The organism is Variovorax davisae, assembly GCF_030316845.1.
In the GTDB taxonomy this organism is placed as follows: Bacteria; Pseudomonadota; Gammaproteobacteria; order Burkholderiales; family Burkholderiaceae_C; genus Variovorax; species Variovorax davisae.
This window is the reverse complement of record NZ_JASZYS010000001.1, coordinates 41,371-56,704: the sequence shown is the minus strand read 5'-3', so window position 1 is coordinate 56,704 and position 15,334 is coordinate 41,371. Positions and strand designations below refer to the sequence as shown.

General features: G+C 70.3%; 14 protein-coding genes. 6 read left to right on the top strand and 8 right to left on the bottom strand.

The window, feature by feature from the left end; genetic code table 11:
• Window positions 1–73 precede the first annotated feature (73 nt).
• Window positions 74–1,615, top strand: a complete 1,542-nt coding sequence (locus QTI33_RS00280; RefSeq protein ID WP_286503692.1) for an alpha/beta hydrolase family protein — start codon at window positions 74–76, stop codon at window positions 1,613–1,615.
• 40 nt (window positions 1,616–1,655) lie between these two features.
• Here QTI33_RS00280 and QTI33_RS00275 read toward each other — a convergent pair whose 3' ends face one another.
• Window positions 1,656–2,540 carry a LysR family transcriptional regulator gene (locus QTI33_RS00275; protein WP_286503691.1) on the bottom strand — a complete coding sequence of 295 codons (885 nt, stop codon included), beginning with the start codon at window positions 2,538–2,540 and terminating at the stop codon, window positions 1,656–1,658.
• 143 nt (window positions 2,541–2,683) lie between these two features.
• On the opposite strand from QTI33_RS00275, the gene QTI33_RS00270 reads away from it, so the two are divergent.
• The 3 genes from QTI33_RS00270 to QTI33_RS00260 all read left to right on the top strand — a co-directional run bounded on the left by QTI33_RS00270 (window position 2,684) and on the right by QTI33_RS00260 (window position 6,022).
• The gene (locus QTI33_RS00270) at window positions 2,684–3,661 is read left to right on the top strand and encodes a tripartite tricarboxylate transporter substrate binding protein (RefSeq protein WP_286503690.1); all 978 of its coding nucleotides are present in this window, start codon (window positions 2,684–2,686) and stop codon (window positions 3,659–3,661) included.
• Window positions 3,662–3,668: 7 nt separating this feature from the next.
• Window positions 3,669–4,844, top strand: coding sequence for a M20 aminoacylase family protein (locus QTI33_RS00265; protein ID WP_286503689.1), 1,176 nt, complete (start codon window positions 3,669–3,671; stop codon window positions 4,842–4,844).
• Window positions 4,845–5,098: 254 nt separating this feature from the next.
• On the top strand, window positions 5,099–6,022 hold the full coding sequence (locus tag QTI33_RS00260) for a hypothetical protein (protein WP_286503688.1): 924 nt from the start codon (window positions 5,099–5,101) through the stop codon (window positions 6,020–6,022).
• On the opposite strand, the gene QTI33_RS00255 is transcribed toward QTI33_RS00260, so the two are convergent.
• From QTI33_RS00255 to QTI33_RS00245, 3 genes are read right to left on the bottom strand one after another with little or no spacing between them, the layout of a single operon-like run.
• On the bottom strand, window positions 5,964–7,295 hold the full coding sequence (locus QTI33_RS00255) for an MFS transporter (protein WP_286503687.1): 1,332 nt from the start codon (window positions 7,293–7,295) through the stop codon (window positions 5,964–5,966). The two genes, QTI33_RS00260 and QTI33_RS00255, sit on opposite strands and share 59 nt — an antisense overlap.
• A gap of 48 nt (window positions 7,296–7,343) precedes the next feature.
• A complete protein-coding gene (locus QTI33_RS00250) occupies window positions 7,344–8,465 on the bottom strand; it encodes a M14 family metallopeptidase (protein WP_286503686.1) in 1,122 nt (373 codons plus the stop codon).
• A gap of 24 nt (window positions 8,466–8,489) precedes the next feature.
• Window positions 8,490–9,284: a gamma-glutamyl-gamma-aminobutyrate hydrolase family protein gene (locus QTI33_RS00245; protein ID WP_286503685.1), complete on the bottom strand. Its 795-nt coding sequence runs from the start codon at window positions 9,282–9,284 to the stop codon at window positions 8,490–8,492.
• A gap of 101 nt (window positions 9,285–9,385) precedes the next feature.
• Between QTI33_RS00245 and QTI33_RS00240 the strand changes: the two genes are divergently transcribed.
• Together QTI33_RS00240 and QTI33_RS00235 are read left to right on the top strand one after the other, a co-directional pair.
• Window positions 9,386–10,363: a LysR family transcriptional regulator gene (locus QTI33_RS00240; protein ID WP_286503684.1), complete on the top strand. Its 978-nt coding sequence runs from the start codon at window positions 9,386–9,388 to the stop codon at window positions 10,361–10,363.
• Window positions 10,364–10,373: 10 nt separating this feature from the next.
• Window positions 10,374–11,018: a DUF2238 domain-containing protein gene (locus QTI33_RS00235; RefSeq protein ID WP_286503683.1), complete on the top strand. Its 645-nt coding sequence runs from the start codon at window positions 10,374–10,376 to the stop codon at window positions 11,016–11,018.
• Here the strand turns inward: QTI33_RS00235 and QTI33_RS00230 are convergent.
• The 4 genes from QTI33_RS00230 to QTI33_RS00215 all read right to left on the bottom strand — a co-directional run bounded on the left by QTI33_RS00230 (window position 11,002) and on the right by QTI33_RS00215 (window position 15,329).
• Window positions 11,002–12,366, bottom strand: a complete 1,365-nt coding sequence (locus QTI33_RS00230) for a hypothetical protein (RefSeq protein WP_286503682.1) — start codon at window positions 12,364–12,366, stop codon at window positions 11,002–11,004. The genes QTI33_RS00235 and QTI33_RS00230 overlap by 17 nt on opposite strands.
• Window positions 12,367–12,484: 118 nt before the next feature.
• Entirely contained in the window at window positions 12,485–13,588 is a 1,104-nt protein-coding gene (locus QTI33_RS00225; RefSeq protein WP_286503681.1) for a porin, read from the bottom strand.
• 83 nt (window positions 13,589–13,671) lie between these two features.
• On the bottom strand, window positions 13,672–14,406 hold the full coding sequence (locus QTI33_RS00220) for an RNA polymerase sigma factor FliA (protein ID WP_286503680.1): 735 nt from the start codon (window positions 14,404–14,406) through the stop codon (window positions 13,672–13,674).
• Between the two features lie 41 nt (window positions 14,407–14,447).
• Entirely contained in the window at window positions 14,448–15,329 is an 882-nt protein-coding gene (locus tag QTI33_RS00215; protein ID WP_286503679.1) for a P-loop NTPase family protein, read from the bottom strand.
• Between the last annotated feature and the right edge of the window lie 5 nt (window positions 15,330–15,334).

Genomic DNA, 15,334 nt, shown 5'->3' with positions numbered 1-15,334 from the left:
GAAGACGTTGCCGGCGTTCGCGTCCCCCGTGTTTGCCAACAAATCAACCAAGAAATCCCGGAGACAAATCCCCATGCAACCCAGTCGTGTCCAGTTCCTGGCCTTGGCCACCACCTTGAGCCTCGCCGCTTGCGGCGGTGGCGGCAGCAGCTCCGTCCCGTTCATTGCGGCCGCGCCCGCGCCGGCCCCCGCGGCCGCGGCGGCGGCGCCTGCCGCTGCACCCGCCCCGGCGCCCGCGCCGGTGGCAGAAGAAAAGCGCGAGCAGGACAACCGCAACAGCTTCGTGCCCGCGGACCCGAGCGCGACCACCTTCGCGGCGATGGCGGCCGACCCTGCCGACACGGTCGACAACAGCACCACCAGCCGCTGGGCCGGCGTGCTGGGCGGCGCGGCCTACCGCGTGGAGGTGCCGGCCAACTGGAACGGCAAGCTCGTCATGTACGCCCACGGCTACGCCGGCACCGGCAATGCGCTGGGCGTCGGCAATCCGTCGATCCGCCGCTACCTGATCCAGAACGGCTACGCCTGGGCGGCCTCGAGCTACAGCAAGAACTACTACGACGTGCGGGTCGGCGTCGAGGACACCAATGCACTGGCGCTGGAGTTCAACAAGATCGCCGCCGCGGCCGGCCGCACGCTGGCGGCGCCCGGCAAGATCTACATCACGGGCCATTCGATGGGCGGCCACATCACGGCCGCGGCGATCGAGGACGAGGCCTACGCCACCGCCAACCACAAGGTCAAGTACAACGGCGCGGTGCCGATGTGCGGTGTGGTCGGCGACACCGAGCTGTTCGACTACTTCGCCGCGGCGCAGGTCACGGCGCAGGCACTGGCCGGGGTGCCGAAGTACCCGTTCATCAACTGGTCGGACATCTCGGCGCAGGTGACGGGAGCGCTGTTCACCAGCATGAGCACGCCGGTAGCCGTGACGCCGACCGGCGATAAATACGCCAAGGTGATCCAGAACCTCACCGGCGGCCCGCGCCCGATCTTCAACCTCGGCCTCGCCTACGGCGGCTCGTTCTCGGCCGTGTGGGGCGTGTTCGGCGGCGACGGCACGATCACCGGCATCCTCAACAAGAGCGTGATCGACACCAACCGCTTCACCTACACCGTCGACGGCGATGCGACGACGTCGAACCAGATCAACGCCTCGGCGCTCAAGCTCACGGCCGTGGCCGACGCCAATCGGCTGCGCACCGACGGCCTGCGCTGGATTCCCAAGGCCAACGGCGAGTTCAAGATCCCGGTCGTGACGCTGCACACGCTGGGCGACCTGTACGTGCCTTTCAGCATGGAGCAGATCTACCAGAAGCGCGTGGCCGCCAAGGGCAACGGCAACTGGCTGGTGCAGCGCGCCATCCGCGGCGCCACCCACTGCGACTTCACGGTCGCCGAGCAGGTGGCCGCCTTCGACGCCATGATCAAGTGGGAAGGCGGCGGTCCGAAGCCCGCAGGCGACGACGTCGTGACGCCGGGAGTTGTGTCCGACGCGAACTACGGCTGCACCTTTACCAACAACACCATCACCGCCGACGACGGCGGCCCGACGTCGAGCACCGCCAAGCTGCGTGCCCTCATCGGCAGCAGCGGCGGCGCCTGCCCGTCCTGAGCGGCCGAGCGGCGCGGCCGGGGCGGGGCCGCGCCGCCCATCAGTCGTGCAGCAGCTCCTGCATGAGGGCACGCACGATCGCCAGCCCCGGCGCCTGCGTGCGCCGGCGCAGCGTGACCAGCCCGAAGCGCGCGCTGCGTTCCATCGGTGGCTGCATCCTCAGCTCGACCAGGTCGGGCGCCGCCGCCCGGATCGCCAGCAGCACCGTATCGGTCTGGCGCGCCACCTCGACCAGGCTGGCGACTTCCTCGCACTGCAAGGTCACGCACTGCCCCGGATGCGCCTCGGGCCCATAGGTCTCGATCAGGCTGCGCGCCACCTCGTCGCTCAGCGGCGTCGAGGCGATCGGATAGCGCTGCACCGCGTCGAAGCTCACGCCCTGGCGCTTGCGCGCCAGCGGATGGCCGCGCCGGCACATGAAGACGCCGCGCATCTCGCGCAGCATGCTCACCTCGAGGTCGACCCCCGGCGCCAGCGAGCGCGCATCGAGCACCAGGGCGTCGAGCGTGCGGGCGCGCAGGGCCTGCGCCAGCAGCTCGGTGCCGCCGCGTGCCACCACCACCCGCACCTTCGGGTGGTGGGTCGCCATGTGCATCAGCAGCGGCGTCATCAGCATGGCGCCCGGCCCCGAGCCCATGCCGATGCGGATCGCACCGCCCTGCCCTTCGCGCATCTGCCGACCGCTGTCGCGCAGCTCGCCGGCCTCGGACACCAGCTGGCGGGCGCGCAGCACCACGTCGCGGCCGAAAGGCGTGAGCTCGCTGCGATGCCCGATGCGGTCGAACAGCGGCATGCCGAGTTCGTCCTCGAGCGCGCGGATGCTGCGGCTGAAGGCCGGCTGGGTGATGCACATCGCCTGCGCGGACTTGCTGAACGAGCCGCTCTCGGCCAGCGCGAGCAGGTGCCGGAGCTGGACCAGCGTCATCGGGCGGCTCCGCGGGATGCATGCATTGAAGTAATCATTTGGCGGACAACAATGCATTGGATGTTCTCACGCGCCGCTCCTACGATGCAAGCGCGTCCCCGCCCAGAGGGACGGCCCCACAGCCCATCGTCATCAGGAACCCCATGAAGACCTTCTTCCAACGTTCGATCGCCGGCCTGCTGCTGCTGGCCGCAGGCGCCGCGTTCTCCCAGAGCTACCCGACCAAGCCGGTCAGCCTGATGGTGCCGTACCCCGCGGGCGGGCCTTCGGATGCCGCCGCCCGGATCTTCACCGCGCCGCTGGGCAAGGAGTTGGGCCAGCAGGTGATCGTCGACAACCTCGGCGGCGTGTCCGGCGCGCTGGCCGCGCAGAAGGTGCTGGCGGCGCCGGCCGACGGCTACTACCTGTTCCAGGGCTCGCCCAACGAGGTCATCCTCGCGCCGCTGGCCAACGCCGCGGTCAAGCTCAAGGCCGAGGACTTCCGGTTGGTCCATCCGGTGACCGACGCCGTGATGGTGGTGGTCGCCCGCAAGGACCTGCCGGCCAACAACATCGACGAGCTGATCGCGCTGGCGCGCAAGTCCGCCGACAAGCCGCTGACCTACGGCAGCGTGGGCATCGGCTCGCTCTACCACCTGATCCTGGAGGACGTCCAGAAGCGCACCGGCATCCAGCTGATCCATGCACCCTACAAGGGCAACGCGCCGCTCTTGACCGACATCGGCGGCGGCCAGGTCGACTTCGCGGTGCTGGTCTACAGCGCCGGCATGGGCGCGATGGCCGACCAGGGCCGCCTCAAGGTGATCGGCCAGCTCGGCGCCCAGCGCTCCGAACTGCTGAAGAACGTGCCCACGGTCAGCGAAGGCAAGGAGCTGAAGGACTTCGCGTTCCAGATCTGGAGCGGCTTCATGGTGCCGAAGAACACGCCCGAAGACGTGGTGCAGCGCCTGCACAAGGCCATCCAGGCGACCCTGAAGGACCCCGGCGTGCGGGCGCAACTGGCGGCCCAGACGCAGCTGGCCTCGCCGCCGGTGTCGCTGGCCGAGGCGGCCAGGTTCTACGAGGCCGAGACGGCGCGCTACCGCGCCATCGCCAAGTCGATCAACCTGCAACCGCAATGAGGCCCCGATGAGCGCACTCCTCGATCACATGCACAGCCAGTCGGATGAATTCATCGGGCTTCGGCGCGACATCCACCACCACCCCGAGCTCGCCTTCGACGAGCACCGCACCTCGGCCCTGGTGGCCGAGAAACTGCAGGCCTGGGGCTACGAGGTCGAGCGCGGGCTCGGCGGCACCGGCGTCGTCGGCCGGCTGGTGCGCGGCGACGGACAGCGCCGCCTCGGCCTGCGCGCCGACATGGACGCCCTGCCGATCGACGAGGCCACCGGCCTCGGCTATGCCAGCTGCAACGCCGGCGTGATGCATGCGTGCGGCCACGACGGCCACACCGCGATGCTGCTGGCGGCGGCGCACCATCTGTCCGAACGGGGCCGTTTCTCGGGCACGCTGAACCTGATCTTCCAGCCGGCCGAGGAAGGCGGCGGCGGCGCGGTCAAGATGATGGAAGACGGCCTGTTCGACAAATACCCGTGCGACGCCATCTTCGCGATGCACAACATGCCGGGCATGCCGCAGGGCCGCCTGGTGCTGCGCGAAGGCCCGACGATGGCCTCGTCCGACTACGCCACCGTCACCCTCACGGGCGTCGGCGGCCACGGCGCCATGCCGCACCGCGCGGCCGACCCGGTGGTCGCCGCGGCCAGCATCGTGATGGCGCTGCAGACGGTGGTGTCGCGCAACGTCGATCCGCTGCAGATGGCGGTGGTCACGGTGGGCGCCCTCCATGCCGGCAAGGCCAACAACGTGATCCCGCAGCAGGCCACGCTGGAGATCAGCATCCGCGCGCTCGACCGCGAGGTGCGCGCCACGCTCGAGCGGCGCGTCAAGGCGCTGATCGCCGCGCAGGCCGAGAGCTTCGGCATCCAGGCGCAGGTGGACTGGCGGCCGGGCTATGCGGTGCTGGTCAACACGCCCGAGGAGACCGCCTTCGCGCGCGAAGTGGCGCTGGAGCTGGTCGGCGCCGACCAGGTCACGCTGCAGGGACCGGCGCTGCCGGGCAGCGAGGACTTCGCCTTCATGCTCGAGAAGCTGCCTGGCAGCTACCTGTTCATCGGCAACGGCGACGGCGACAGTGCCGGCGCCTGCATGGTGCACAACCCGGGCTACGACTTCAACGACGACAACGTGGCGATCGGCTCGGCCTACTGGGCGCTCCTGACCGAGCGCTTCCTGGCGGCCTGACCGAAGGCCCCTCGGTACAATGGCGGCCCTTCCAGGTCCGTCCATGCCGACTATTCCGCACGCCCCCCGCCGCCGCCATGCCCCGCATGGCGCGGCGCTGCGCGCGTGCGCGGCCTGCGGCTCGACCGCCCTGCTTTCCCACGCCGTGCGGGGAAAGCGGGAAGAAGCCATTTCCTGATCTCCCCGGCACGGCTCTGCACTTCATCCGCCGCGAAGGGCTTCGCGGCGCTTCAACCTGCACGCCTGGGATCACCATGGAACTCACCAAGAATTTCGTCAAGGCCAAGCGCCCCTGCGCCGACGGCTACCGCTGGTTCATCCGCCACGGACAAGACAACTGCGACTACCAACACCTGCTCGACGCGCTGGTCGCCGACGGCCGCGTCGACGACGCCTGCTGGCTGCTGACGCAGTTCGGGCCGACCGACGCGCTGCTCGCGCTCGACGCGCTCGAGGCCGACGCGATCGTCTTCGCGGGCTCCCTGCAGGTGCGTGCCGGCATCGACATCGCCGGCGTGCTGCGCGCCGGGCGGACGATCCGCGCCGGTGGCGGCATCCGCGCCGGCGGCACCATCGTCGCCGGCGAGGACATCGAATCGGCCGCAGGCGTCTTCGGCGGCGCCATGCTGGATGCCGGCGGCCACCTCAAGGCCGCCTGGGGCATCGAGGCCGAAGGCGCGATCCGCTGCGGCGGCAACCTGCGCGCGGGCTGGGACCTGCGCGGGGCCGCTTCGATCGAGATCGCGGGCGGTGCGGCGATCGGGCAGGACCTGGTCGCCCAGGGCGCCGTGGGCTGCGGCAAGGGCCTGCGCGCCGGCGGCGCCATCGACGTCCGCGACACGGTGCGCGCCGGCCATGGCATCGAGGCCGGCGCCTCGATCGACTGCGGCCGGCACCTGGAGGCCGGCTGGGGCATCCGCTCGCGCGGCGCGATCCTCGCGGCGGGCGCGATCAAGGCCGGCGAGAGCCTGCACGCCGAGGAAGAGATCCGCGCCGGCGCCGGCTACGGGATCTTCGCCGGGCTGGACGTGCGGGTCGACGCCTGGGAGGCAAGCGCCAAGGTGTTCGCCGGGCGCCGGCCCGAGGGCTTGATGAGCGGGTGGTGGGAGGGGGCGGCGGCTACTTCGTCACATCCACATCGCGCGACTCGGGCAGCATCCACATCGCCACCACGCTGACCGCGCACATCGCGGCCACGTAGTAGGCCGGGGCCATCGGATTGTGCGTCACGGCGATCAGCCACGTGACGACGAACTGGGTGGTGCCGCCGAACACCGAGGTGCCGATCGCGTAGACCAGCGACAGGCCCGTGCTGCGCACGGCGATGGGCAGGAGTTCCGGCACGGTCACCAGCCCCGCGGCGCCGAACATCGCCGTCAGCGCGGCCAGGATCGCCGACACCATCAGCAGCGTGGTGGCGCCGGGTGCTCCCGACAGCCACATGAACAGCGGAACGACAGCCAGCATCAGCGCGATGCGGGGCAGCTGGTTGGTGACCTTTCTGCCGTAGCGATCGCACAGGAGACCCCCGACCAGGGCGAAGGCGAAGGTCATGACGCCGCCCATCAGCACGCTGCCCTGTGCCAGCGCCGGCGGCAGCTTCAGCACCTGGACCGCGTAGCTGACCATGTAGTTGCCGACCTGCGACGCCACCGCCGTCGCTGCCGTGAGCAGCACGCCCAGCACCAGCACGCGGCGGTGCTTGCTGAACACCGAGCCGACGATCTGGGCGCCGGTGCGATCGCCGCTGCCTTCGTGGGTTTCGGGCAGGCCGCGGCGGATATAGAGCGCGATGGGAACGAGCACCAGGCTGAACAGGAACGGCACGCGCCATCCCCACGACGACAGTTGCTCCTGCGTGAGCACCAGCGACAGCGCCACGCCGAACGCCCCGCCCACCGCGACGGCGAGCCCCTGGCTGGCGATCTGCCAGCTCGAATAGAAGCCGCGCCGTCCGGGCGGCGCCGCTTCCAGCAGCAGCGCGGTGGCCGGCCCGACCTCGCCGCCGAGCGCCAGGCCCTGCAGCAGGCGGCAGAACACGACGATCACCGGTGCGGCGATGCCGATGCTCGCGTAGCTGGGCGTCGCGGCCAGGCCCAGCGTGCCGACGGTGATCAGCGCCACCGTCAGGATCATGGCCGGCTTGCGCCCGGCCCGGTCGGCGAAGGCGCCGATCAGCACGCCGCCGAGCGGCCGCGTGAAGAACCCGACCCCGAAGGTGGCCACCGCCACCAGCAGGCTGCCGAACTCCCCGCTGACCGGGAAGAAGGTGCGGCCGATGTAGACGGCGAAGTAGGCGTAGATGACGAAATCGTAGAACTCGAGGGCGTTGCCCGCGACGGCGGCGGCGACGGCCTTGCGGCTGATGGCGGTCTTGGCGACGGGGTGCGCGCTGCGCGCAGCCGTGACGGCCTGGGGCAGGCCGGCGGGATTCAGGGTGGACGCGTTCATGGGGTGTTCCGTGGTTCGTTCGGGGTCGGGATCGAGAACGGACGCGCGTCAGGCCAGCATGGCCTGGGACGCGTCTTCCTGCAAGCCTTCGAGCGCGCGCAGGCAGGCTTGCGAAGCCTGTTGCCATACGGCGAGCTTCCAGTCGGCGGCGTCGGGATAGAACGCATCCTTGAGCGCCTGCCTGATGGCGGCGGCCCGCGCCGGGTCGGTGTCGCCGTGCCGGTGCAGCCAGTGCTCGGCACGCAAGGCGCCGGTGACCCGCTCGCTCGGCCAGGTGCCGTACTCCAGGCAGATGCCCAGATGCTGCGCGCCGCGGCACTCTTCGGTGATCGCGGTCTGGATCGGTCCGGTGAGCGGGATGCTGGTCGAGGTGCCGCTGGTGACCGAGGTCAGTTCGCCCCACCACCGCTCGGCCCGCGCCAGCACGGCGGGGTCTTCGTCGAAACTCGCGAAGATGCGCTCGCCGACGCCATACGCCCCGAGCCCGGTGTGGACGTCGATCGAGGCCAGTTGGCGCACCTTCGGCGCATGTCGCTGGAGGATGCGGCGGAAGATGACGTTGCTCCAGGTCGGCCGATGGCCCCCGAAGAACATGCCATCGGCGAAGCCGTGCTGGCCCAGGCTCATGGCCCGTTGCAGGCCGCGCGCGCCGTGCCGGTCGCGGTAGGCCGCGAGCGCGGCTTCGACCTCGGCCTGCGGCGGCCACACGGCCGGCAGCAGGAGTTCGTGGATCTCCGCATAGCCGGGATTGACCGGCAAGGGCTTGTCGAAGTCGACGAAGTTCCGGTTGAGGTCGACGTTCTCCTGCGTGACCCGACGCAGATGCGAGAAGCCGAAGGGATTGACCGCGTGAACGTGCAGCACGGCCGTGTCGCGCAAGGCATCGGCGCCCTCGCGGGCGCGCAGCAGCATCCCGGTCTGGACGGCCGATCCGCAGAAGCCCTCGACGCCATGGACGCCGCTGATCACTAGCAGCATCCTCGATGCATCGGCTGGGCCGTCCAGGACGACGTCCGTGGCCAGCGTTTCGCCGTCGGCGCCGGCGAGCGCCAGTTCATGGGATTCGACCGCCAGGCCGCGCCGCGCCGCGGCGCTCAGGAATTTCTGCCGCGCTTCGGCATAGCTGTGGCTGAAGAGCCCGTCGATCCAGGCATTGTTTTCCTTTTCCATATGTCTCCGTCGGTTCGTTGTGGGTCAGAGGGATGGGGCGAGGCGCTGCCGCTGGCGCAGCCGGCAGGCGTCGCCGAAGGCCTCGAAGATGGCGCGCGCGAACGCGCTGTCGCCGGTGCGCATCTCGGGATGCCACTGCACGGCCAGCGTGAACTGGGCGGCCTCCGCGATGGAGAAGGCTTCGACCAGTCCGTCGGGCGCGCGGGCCTCGACCCTCAGGCCGGCGCCCAGGCGGTCGATGCCCTGGTGGTGCAGCGAATTCACCCGGGTCCGGGTACGGCCGGCCAATCGGGCCAGCAGGCCGCCTTCGACCAGGGCCAGGTCGTGGCTGTCGTCGTACCAGCGCTCGATCGGGCGCTCGTGATCGCCTTCGCGGTGGTCGAGCCGGCCGGCCTGCTCGTGCACGGCGGGCTCCAGCGTCCCGCCCCAGGCGACATTGATCTCCTGGAAGCCGCGGCACACGGCCAGCACGGGCACGCCGGCCGCGACCAGCGCGGGCAGCAGCGGCAGGATGGCGGCGTCACGGTCATGGTCGAGCAGCATCTCGCGGTGCGGCAGCGGCTGGCCGTAGCGCGCCGGCGCCACGTTGGAAGGGCTGCCGGTGAGGACGATGCCGTCGATCGACGCCGCCAGCGTGGCGGCCAGCTGCCCGCCCGCCACGGCGGGCAGCACCAGCGGCAGCGCGCCCGAGACTTCGCCCACGGCGTGAACGTAGCCGTGCAGGGCGGCATGCGCCGGATGGCCGTGGCGCTCGATGCGGTCGGACGAGATGACGACGACGGGTCGCAGGCTGGCGGACGGGTGCGGGAGGTTTTTCATGGCGAATGAGGGCTGCGGAAGGCAGTCTAGGAATTCGCCCGGCTTGCGTAAATTGCATAATATTCAGCATCAACTTGCAGGATCTGCAAGCCAAGGCTGAAATGAACATCCGGCAACTGAGGCATTTCCTGGCCGTCATCGACCTCGGCTCGCTGAGCGCCGCCGCCGAGGCGGTGCACCTGAGCCAGCCTGCGCTGTCGCGCAGCCTGCGCGCGCTCGAGAACGTCCTGCGGGTGCCCCTGTTCGACCGCCAGGACCGGCGCCTGCGCCCGACGCCCTATGCCCTCGCCTACGTGGAGCGTGCGCGGCGCATCGTGTTCGACGACAACGAGGGGGCGCGCGCCCTGGCGCTGATGCGCGAAGGCGAACTCGGCTCGCTGGCGCTCGGCATGGGCTCGTCGATCGCCAAGTTCCTGCTCGCGCCGCTGATGCTGGAGATGCTGGCCAAGGCGCCGGGGCTGCGCGTCAGCGCCATGGTGCAGAGCACCGACGTGCTGCACGAGGCCTTGCGCAAGGAGCAGCTCGATTTCTTCATCGGCGACGTCCGCATCGCCGGGCGCGAGCGCGACATGGTGATCGAGCCGATCTACCCGTGCACCTTCGGCTGGTTCGCGCGCGCGGCGCATCCGCTGGCGGCCAGGCGCAAGGTCACGATGGCCGAGCTCGCGGCCTATCCGCTCGTTGCCGCGGGCTATGCCGACCAGTCGGTCGAGCGCCGGATCGCCGACCTGTACGGCCTCGGCATGCCGATCGGCCACCACTTCGCCCTCAGCACCAGCGATCTCGGCACCGTCCATGCGCTGCTGGCATCCAGCGACGCCGTCACGCCCTCGACCGCCATTGCAGTGCTCGATCCGCTGAGGGCCGGCGTCGTGGTGCCGATCGACGTGACGCCGCGACTCGACCTGGACCTGACGCTCGGGATCGTCCATCGCGCCGGCCGCACGCTGGTGCCTGCCGCCGCGCGGGCCTTCGACTTCATCCGGGCCAGCTTCGCGAATGCGGCCGGCGAACTGGCGCGGCTGGAGGCCAGGCCAGGCCGCATGCTGAAGAATGCTCGCTCCGCACCAACTCGCTGAAGCGCGCCCCATGCCCGCCACCCGCACCCCCACCCTGCTCATCGCCACGCTCGCGCTCATCGCCCTGCTCGTCCTCTCGGGCCTGCACCCGCACGATCGTGCGACCTGGTGGATGGAAGTGGCGCCGGTGCTGATCGCGCTGCCGCTGCTGTGGGCCACCCGCGGCCGCTTCCCGCTCACGCCGCTGGTGTACGCGCTGATCTTCGTGCACTGCTGCGTGCTGATGCTCGGCGGCGCCTACAGCTATGCGCGCGTTCCGCTGGGCTTCTGGCTGCAGGACCTGATGCAGCTGGGCCGCAATCCCTACGACAAGATCGGCCACTTCATGCAGGGCTTCGTGCCGGCGCTGATCGCGCGCGAGATCCTGATCCGCGGCCGCCACGTGCAGGGCCGCAGGATGCTCGCCTTCGTGGTGGTCTGCATCGCGATGGCGATCAGCGCCGCCTACGAGCTGATCGAGTGGGCCGCCGCCCTGGCCATGGGACAGGGCGCGGACGAATTCCTCGGCACCCAGGGCGACCCCTGGGACACGCAGTCGGACATGTTCATGGCGCTGGTCGGCGCCCTGGCGGCGCTGCTGCTCACCGGGCTGCACGACCGCCAGATCGCCGCGCTGACAGCCCGTGCGAGCCGCGGCCTCAGTCCATCAAGCTGAGCTGCAGGTAGCCATTGGTGCCATGCGAGGGATCGTTGGCGCCGATGATGGCGAAGATGTTGGCGCCCTGCATGGCGAAGTAGGTCGCGCCGGTGGTCGTGTTGGGCAGCTGGCGCATGCCGTTCGGTCGGCCGGTGCCCATCGGTTGGAAGGTGTTGAAGGTCTGCACCGCGCTGCCATCGGTCGCCACGCCATTGCGGGTCGACGTGTTGTCGGCCGCGACCTGCACGCGGCCCCACGAGCCTGGCGTGGCAGAACCGTAGCCGGTGCCGGCAGGCCAGGCCGTGCTCTCGGGCACGCCGATCCGGAACACGGCGGTGCGCGGGTCGCTCGCCGACTTGCCCGCGATCAGGAAGATCTTCTGGCTGCCGATGCGCGCGAGTGCGATGTTGGCGGTGTTCGACGGCGAAGCCGCCTCCGCCATGGTCCACAGGCCGCTCGCGCTGCCCGGGGAAATCAGCCAGGTCTGCTGGTCGGCCGGCTGGCAGAGCTCGATCCGGGAGATGCTGATGTCGTTGCAGCGCACCAGCTTCGTTCCGCCTGCCGAGATCTCGAACTGCGAGATGTTGGAGGTCTGGGTGGTCGGGCCGACGTCGATGCCGAAGCGGTTGTAGACGCCGTCCAGCGCCGCCTGCTGCGTTTCGAGTGCCCGCGAGGCCACGAAGGGCTGGATCGCGTAGGCCTCGTTCGCCGCTTGGGTCACGGCGAAGGGAAATGCGCCGATCACGGTGTCCTGGTTGAGGTGGAAGCGCGCGGTGTTCGCCACGGTGGTGATCCGTGTGGACTGGAACACGTAAGTCCCCGACTCGGCGGCATCCGCGGCGAAGCTCCCGCCGACCACGGCGTTGTTGCCGTCGGTCCAGGTGTAGGCGCCGGTGTCGAAGTTGAGCGCGAGCGTTTGCCGCGTGCCGTTGGTGGCGAAGGCCTTGTAGCTTCCGTTGCGGGCGTCGCCGCCCGAGACGGCGAACTGCAGCGACCTGGTGCTGGCCGCATCGGCAGCCGCCGAGGCGGTCACCGTGTAGGTGGCCGCCGTGGAGGTCTCGTTGACCAGCTGCGCGCTCCATTGGGAGGGCGTGCTGGCCAGGGCGTTGGTGGTGATGCCGGCCGGCGCACTGCTGCCGCTCCAGGAGACGCTCTGGCTGGGCGTGATCTCCACCTTGTCGCCGGGCTTCACGGCGTACGAGTCGGCGCCCTGCGCCGTCGCGGCCTGCCCGTTGATTTTCACCGACGCGGTCAAGGCCGGTTTGGCGGCGATGCCCGCCAGGCCGCCGCCGCCCCCTCCACCGCCGCCACACGATGCCAAAGCCACCGCCGCCAGGATGCCAGCGGCAAGGTTCCACTGTCTCATTCGCTTGTCTCCATCAGTCTGTGTGTTGTTGTGTTGCGCCGAAACGCAACATACTGTAACAAACTTGATGGCCGGAGGCAGGTGGCTTCTCGCACCCCACGGTCGGCAACGGCGCCGATCAGAAGCTGTGGCGCAACCCCAGGTCGTAGCCGTTCGAGCTGCGGTCGGGCGCCGTGATCGCGCCGTTCAGGCCGACCGCCGAGCCGCCGCTGTTGCTCAGGTGCGAGTAGGTCGCATAGGCCACCGAGCGCTTCGAGAAACTGTAGACATAGCCCAGCGACAACTTGCGCGCCGCCGGGTCGCCCAGGGCGTCGGTGCCGTAGCGCGACCAGGCGAACTTGATCTGGTCGAAGCCGACCGGCACGATCACGCCGACCGCATAGCCGGTCGCGGTGACCGGCTGCACGCTTTCGACCTTGTCGCGGTAGTAGCCGGCCGAGACCTCGACGATCCGGAAGTCGTAGCTGGCGCCAACATTGGTCGATCGGATGTCGCCGTTGGTCGCGGTCTGCTGGTAGTCGGTGCGGGCCATCGCGACCGCGATCCCGAAGGGGCCCGAGCGCCAGCCCACGCGGCCGCTGAAGCCGGTGCCGTCGTCCGAGGTCGGCGTGTCCTTCAGGTTCTCGCCCATGAAGTACTGCACTTCGCCGAAGAAGCCGCCCAGGCCCGGCGGCAGGAAGTAGCCGACGATGTTCGAGGCCCGGGTGGAGGTCGGCCCGCCGATCGAGCCGGCCTGCGGCTGGATCGTGCCGACGCCGTTGTTGTCGAAGGGATCGACGTCGGTGCGGTTGCGGTAGTGCGCCGTGAAGTCGCGGCCCAGCCGCACCTCGCCCCAGAGATCGATCAGGCTGACCGTGGCGCGCCGGTTGAAGCTCATGGCGTCGGCCGTGGTGGCACCGCCCGCCTGGTTGTTGCTGTTGCCCGCGACGCCGGTGCCGGTGTCCAGGCTGACCCCTGATTCGAGCCAGAAGCCCGCGCCCAGGCCGCCGCCGAGGTCCTCGATGCCGCGAAAGCCGATGCGCGAGGCGGAGTTGCCGCTGCTGAACAGCTGGGTCTTGGTGGCGATGCTGCCGCTGCCGTAGCCCACCCCCGCGTCGGCCACGCCGAACAGCGTGACGCTGCTGCCGGTGACCGGCCCCTGCACCTGGCTGGCCTGGGCGAAGGCCGCGCCCGAGGCGCACAAGGCACTCCCCGCGATGGCCGCAAGACTGGCTCTTTTCATTGGGCAGCTCCTCTGCGCGTCGCGCACCCGCTCCGCCGGCGATGATAGACGAGCGATCCGCGCCGGTGTGGCGAATCTGCAGCCTAGAGAATGTCCTTCAGCTTGGCCCGCAGCCGGCTGATCGCCTGGCTGTGCAGCTGGCAGACCCGGCTCTGACTCACCTCGAGGATGGCGCCGATCTCGCGCAGGTTCAGCTCCTCCTCGTAGTACAGGTTCAGCAGCAGCTGGTCGCGCTCGGGCAGGGCCGAGATGGCGTCGATCAGCTGGTGGCGGAAGCCGCTCTCCATCAGCTGCTCGAGCGGGTCGTCGCTCGCGCCCTGGCCCTTGCGCGCCTGTTGTGCATGCAGGTCGAGGAAGGGGTTCTCGGCCTCGCCTTTCGCGAAATCCTCGACGTAGACCAGCTGGCAGCCCTGGATCTCCTGCAGCAGCGACTGGTAGGCCTCGAGGTCGATCTTCATCTCCTTCGCGATCTCCCCTTCGGAGGGGGCCCGGCCGAGCCGGTGCTCGAGCGAATGGACCGCCTTCTCGACCGCGCGCGCCGACTGGCGCAGTCCGCGCGAGCCCCAGTCGCTCGCGCGCAGCTCGTCGAGCATCGCGCCGCGGATGCGCTGGCTCACGAAGGTCTCGAACTGCGCGCCCTTGTTGTCCTGGTAGCGGCTCGATGCGTCCAGCAGGCCCAGCATGCCGGCCTGGATGAGGTCGTCGAGTTCGACGCTGGCGGGCAGCTTGGCGATCATCTGCAGCGCGATGCGCCGGACCAGCGGTTGATGCTGCTCCAGCAGGTGAGACTTCTCAATGGTGCCCTGTGCGGTGTACACGTGCGGTCCTTCGTTGCATGTCGGTTGTTCGGTTCGCCGGCTCAGGCGATGGCGGAGCGCGCCGCGGCCGTCGCGCGGGCCCGGGGCAGCTCGGCCCGTAGCCCGTGCGATGGCGGCGCCGCGGCGCGTGCGGGACGGGCCGTGGGCGCGCGCGTGCGCCAGGGCCAGCCGCCCATGTCGACCGCGACGCGGCGGAAGTCGACCGCCGCCGCGCTGGCCGGGAAGGCCTCGACCACGCTCTGGCGCAGCCGCCGGGCGTCCGCCAGGTGCGGATCGGCCCGCACCCACCCGGCCGCTTCGAGCGACACCGCGAGGTAGCGGCTGCCGGTGCTCGCGAGGTTGGTGGTGATCTGCTGCGCCTCCTCGGGCCCGGCCACGCCGTCGACCAGGAAGCGCAGCTGCTTCAGTCCATGCGCGTAGTGCAGCCGCTTGATGCCCGCGTAGGCCGAGGTGATCGACGCCGCGTTCGGCTGCAGCACCAGCAGCAGCTCGTCGGCCGCCTGGGCCAGCGCCGACAGCCGGCCTTCGCCGTCGATCCGGGCGGCGATCAGCACCACGCCGCCGCGGCACAGCAGGCGCGGATCGATCTCGGCATGCCGGTCGCCGAGCGGCGCCGGCAGCACGCCGACACCGCAGCCGGCCCGGGCGATCGCGCCCTCGCGGGTCAGCCGCCGGTCGGCCACGTCGGCCAGGTCGCCGAGCGGGTCGATGGCCCAGGCGGCGCAGATCGCCGCCGCCGTTCCGCCGTGTTCGTCTAGCACCAGCACGTCCTTGCCCTGCTGGACGAGGGCCGCGCCGAGGTTCATGGCGGCCTCCGTGGCGCCGCCGCCCGGGCCCATCGCCGCGACCGCGACGACGCGCGTGGGCGTGTGGGCCAGCAGGCGCCGCAATCCGTCGGCCTGATCTGCAACCAGCTTGGTCATGTGCG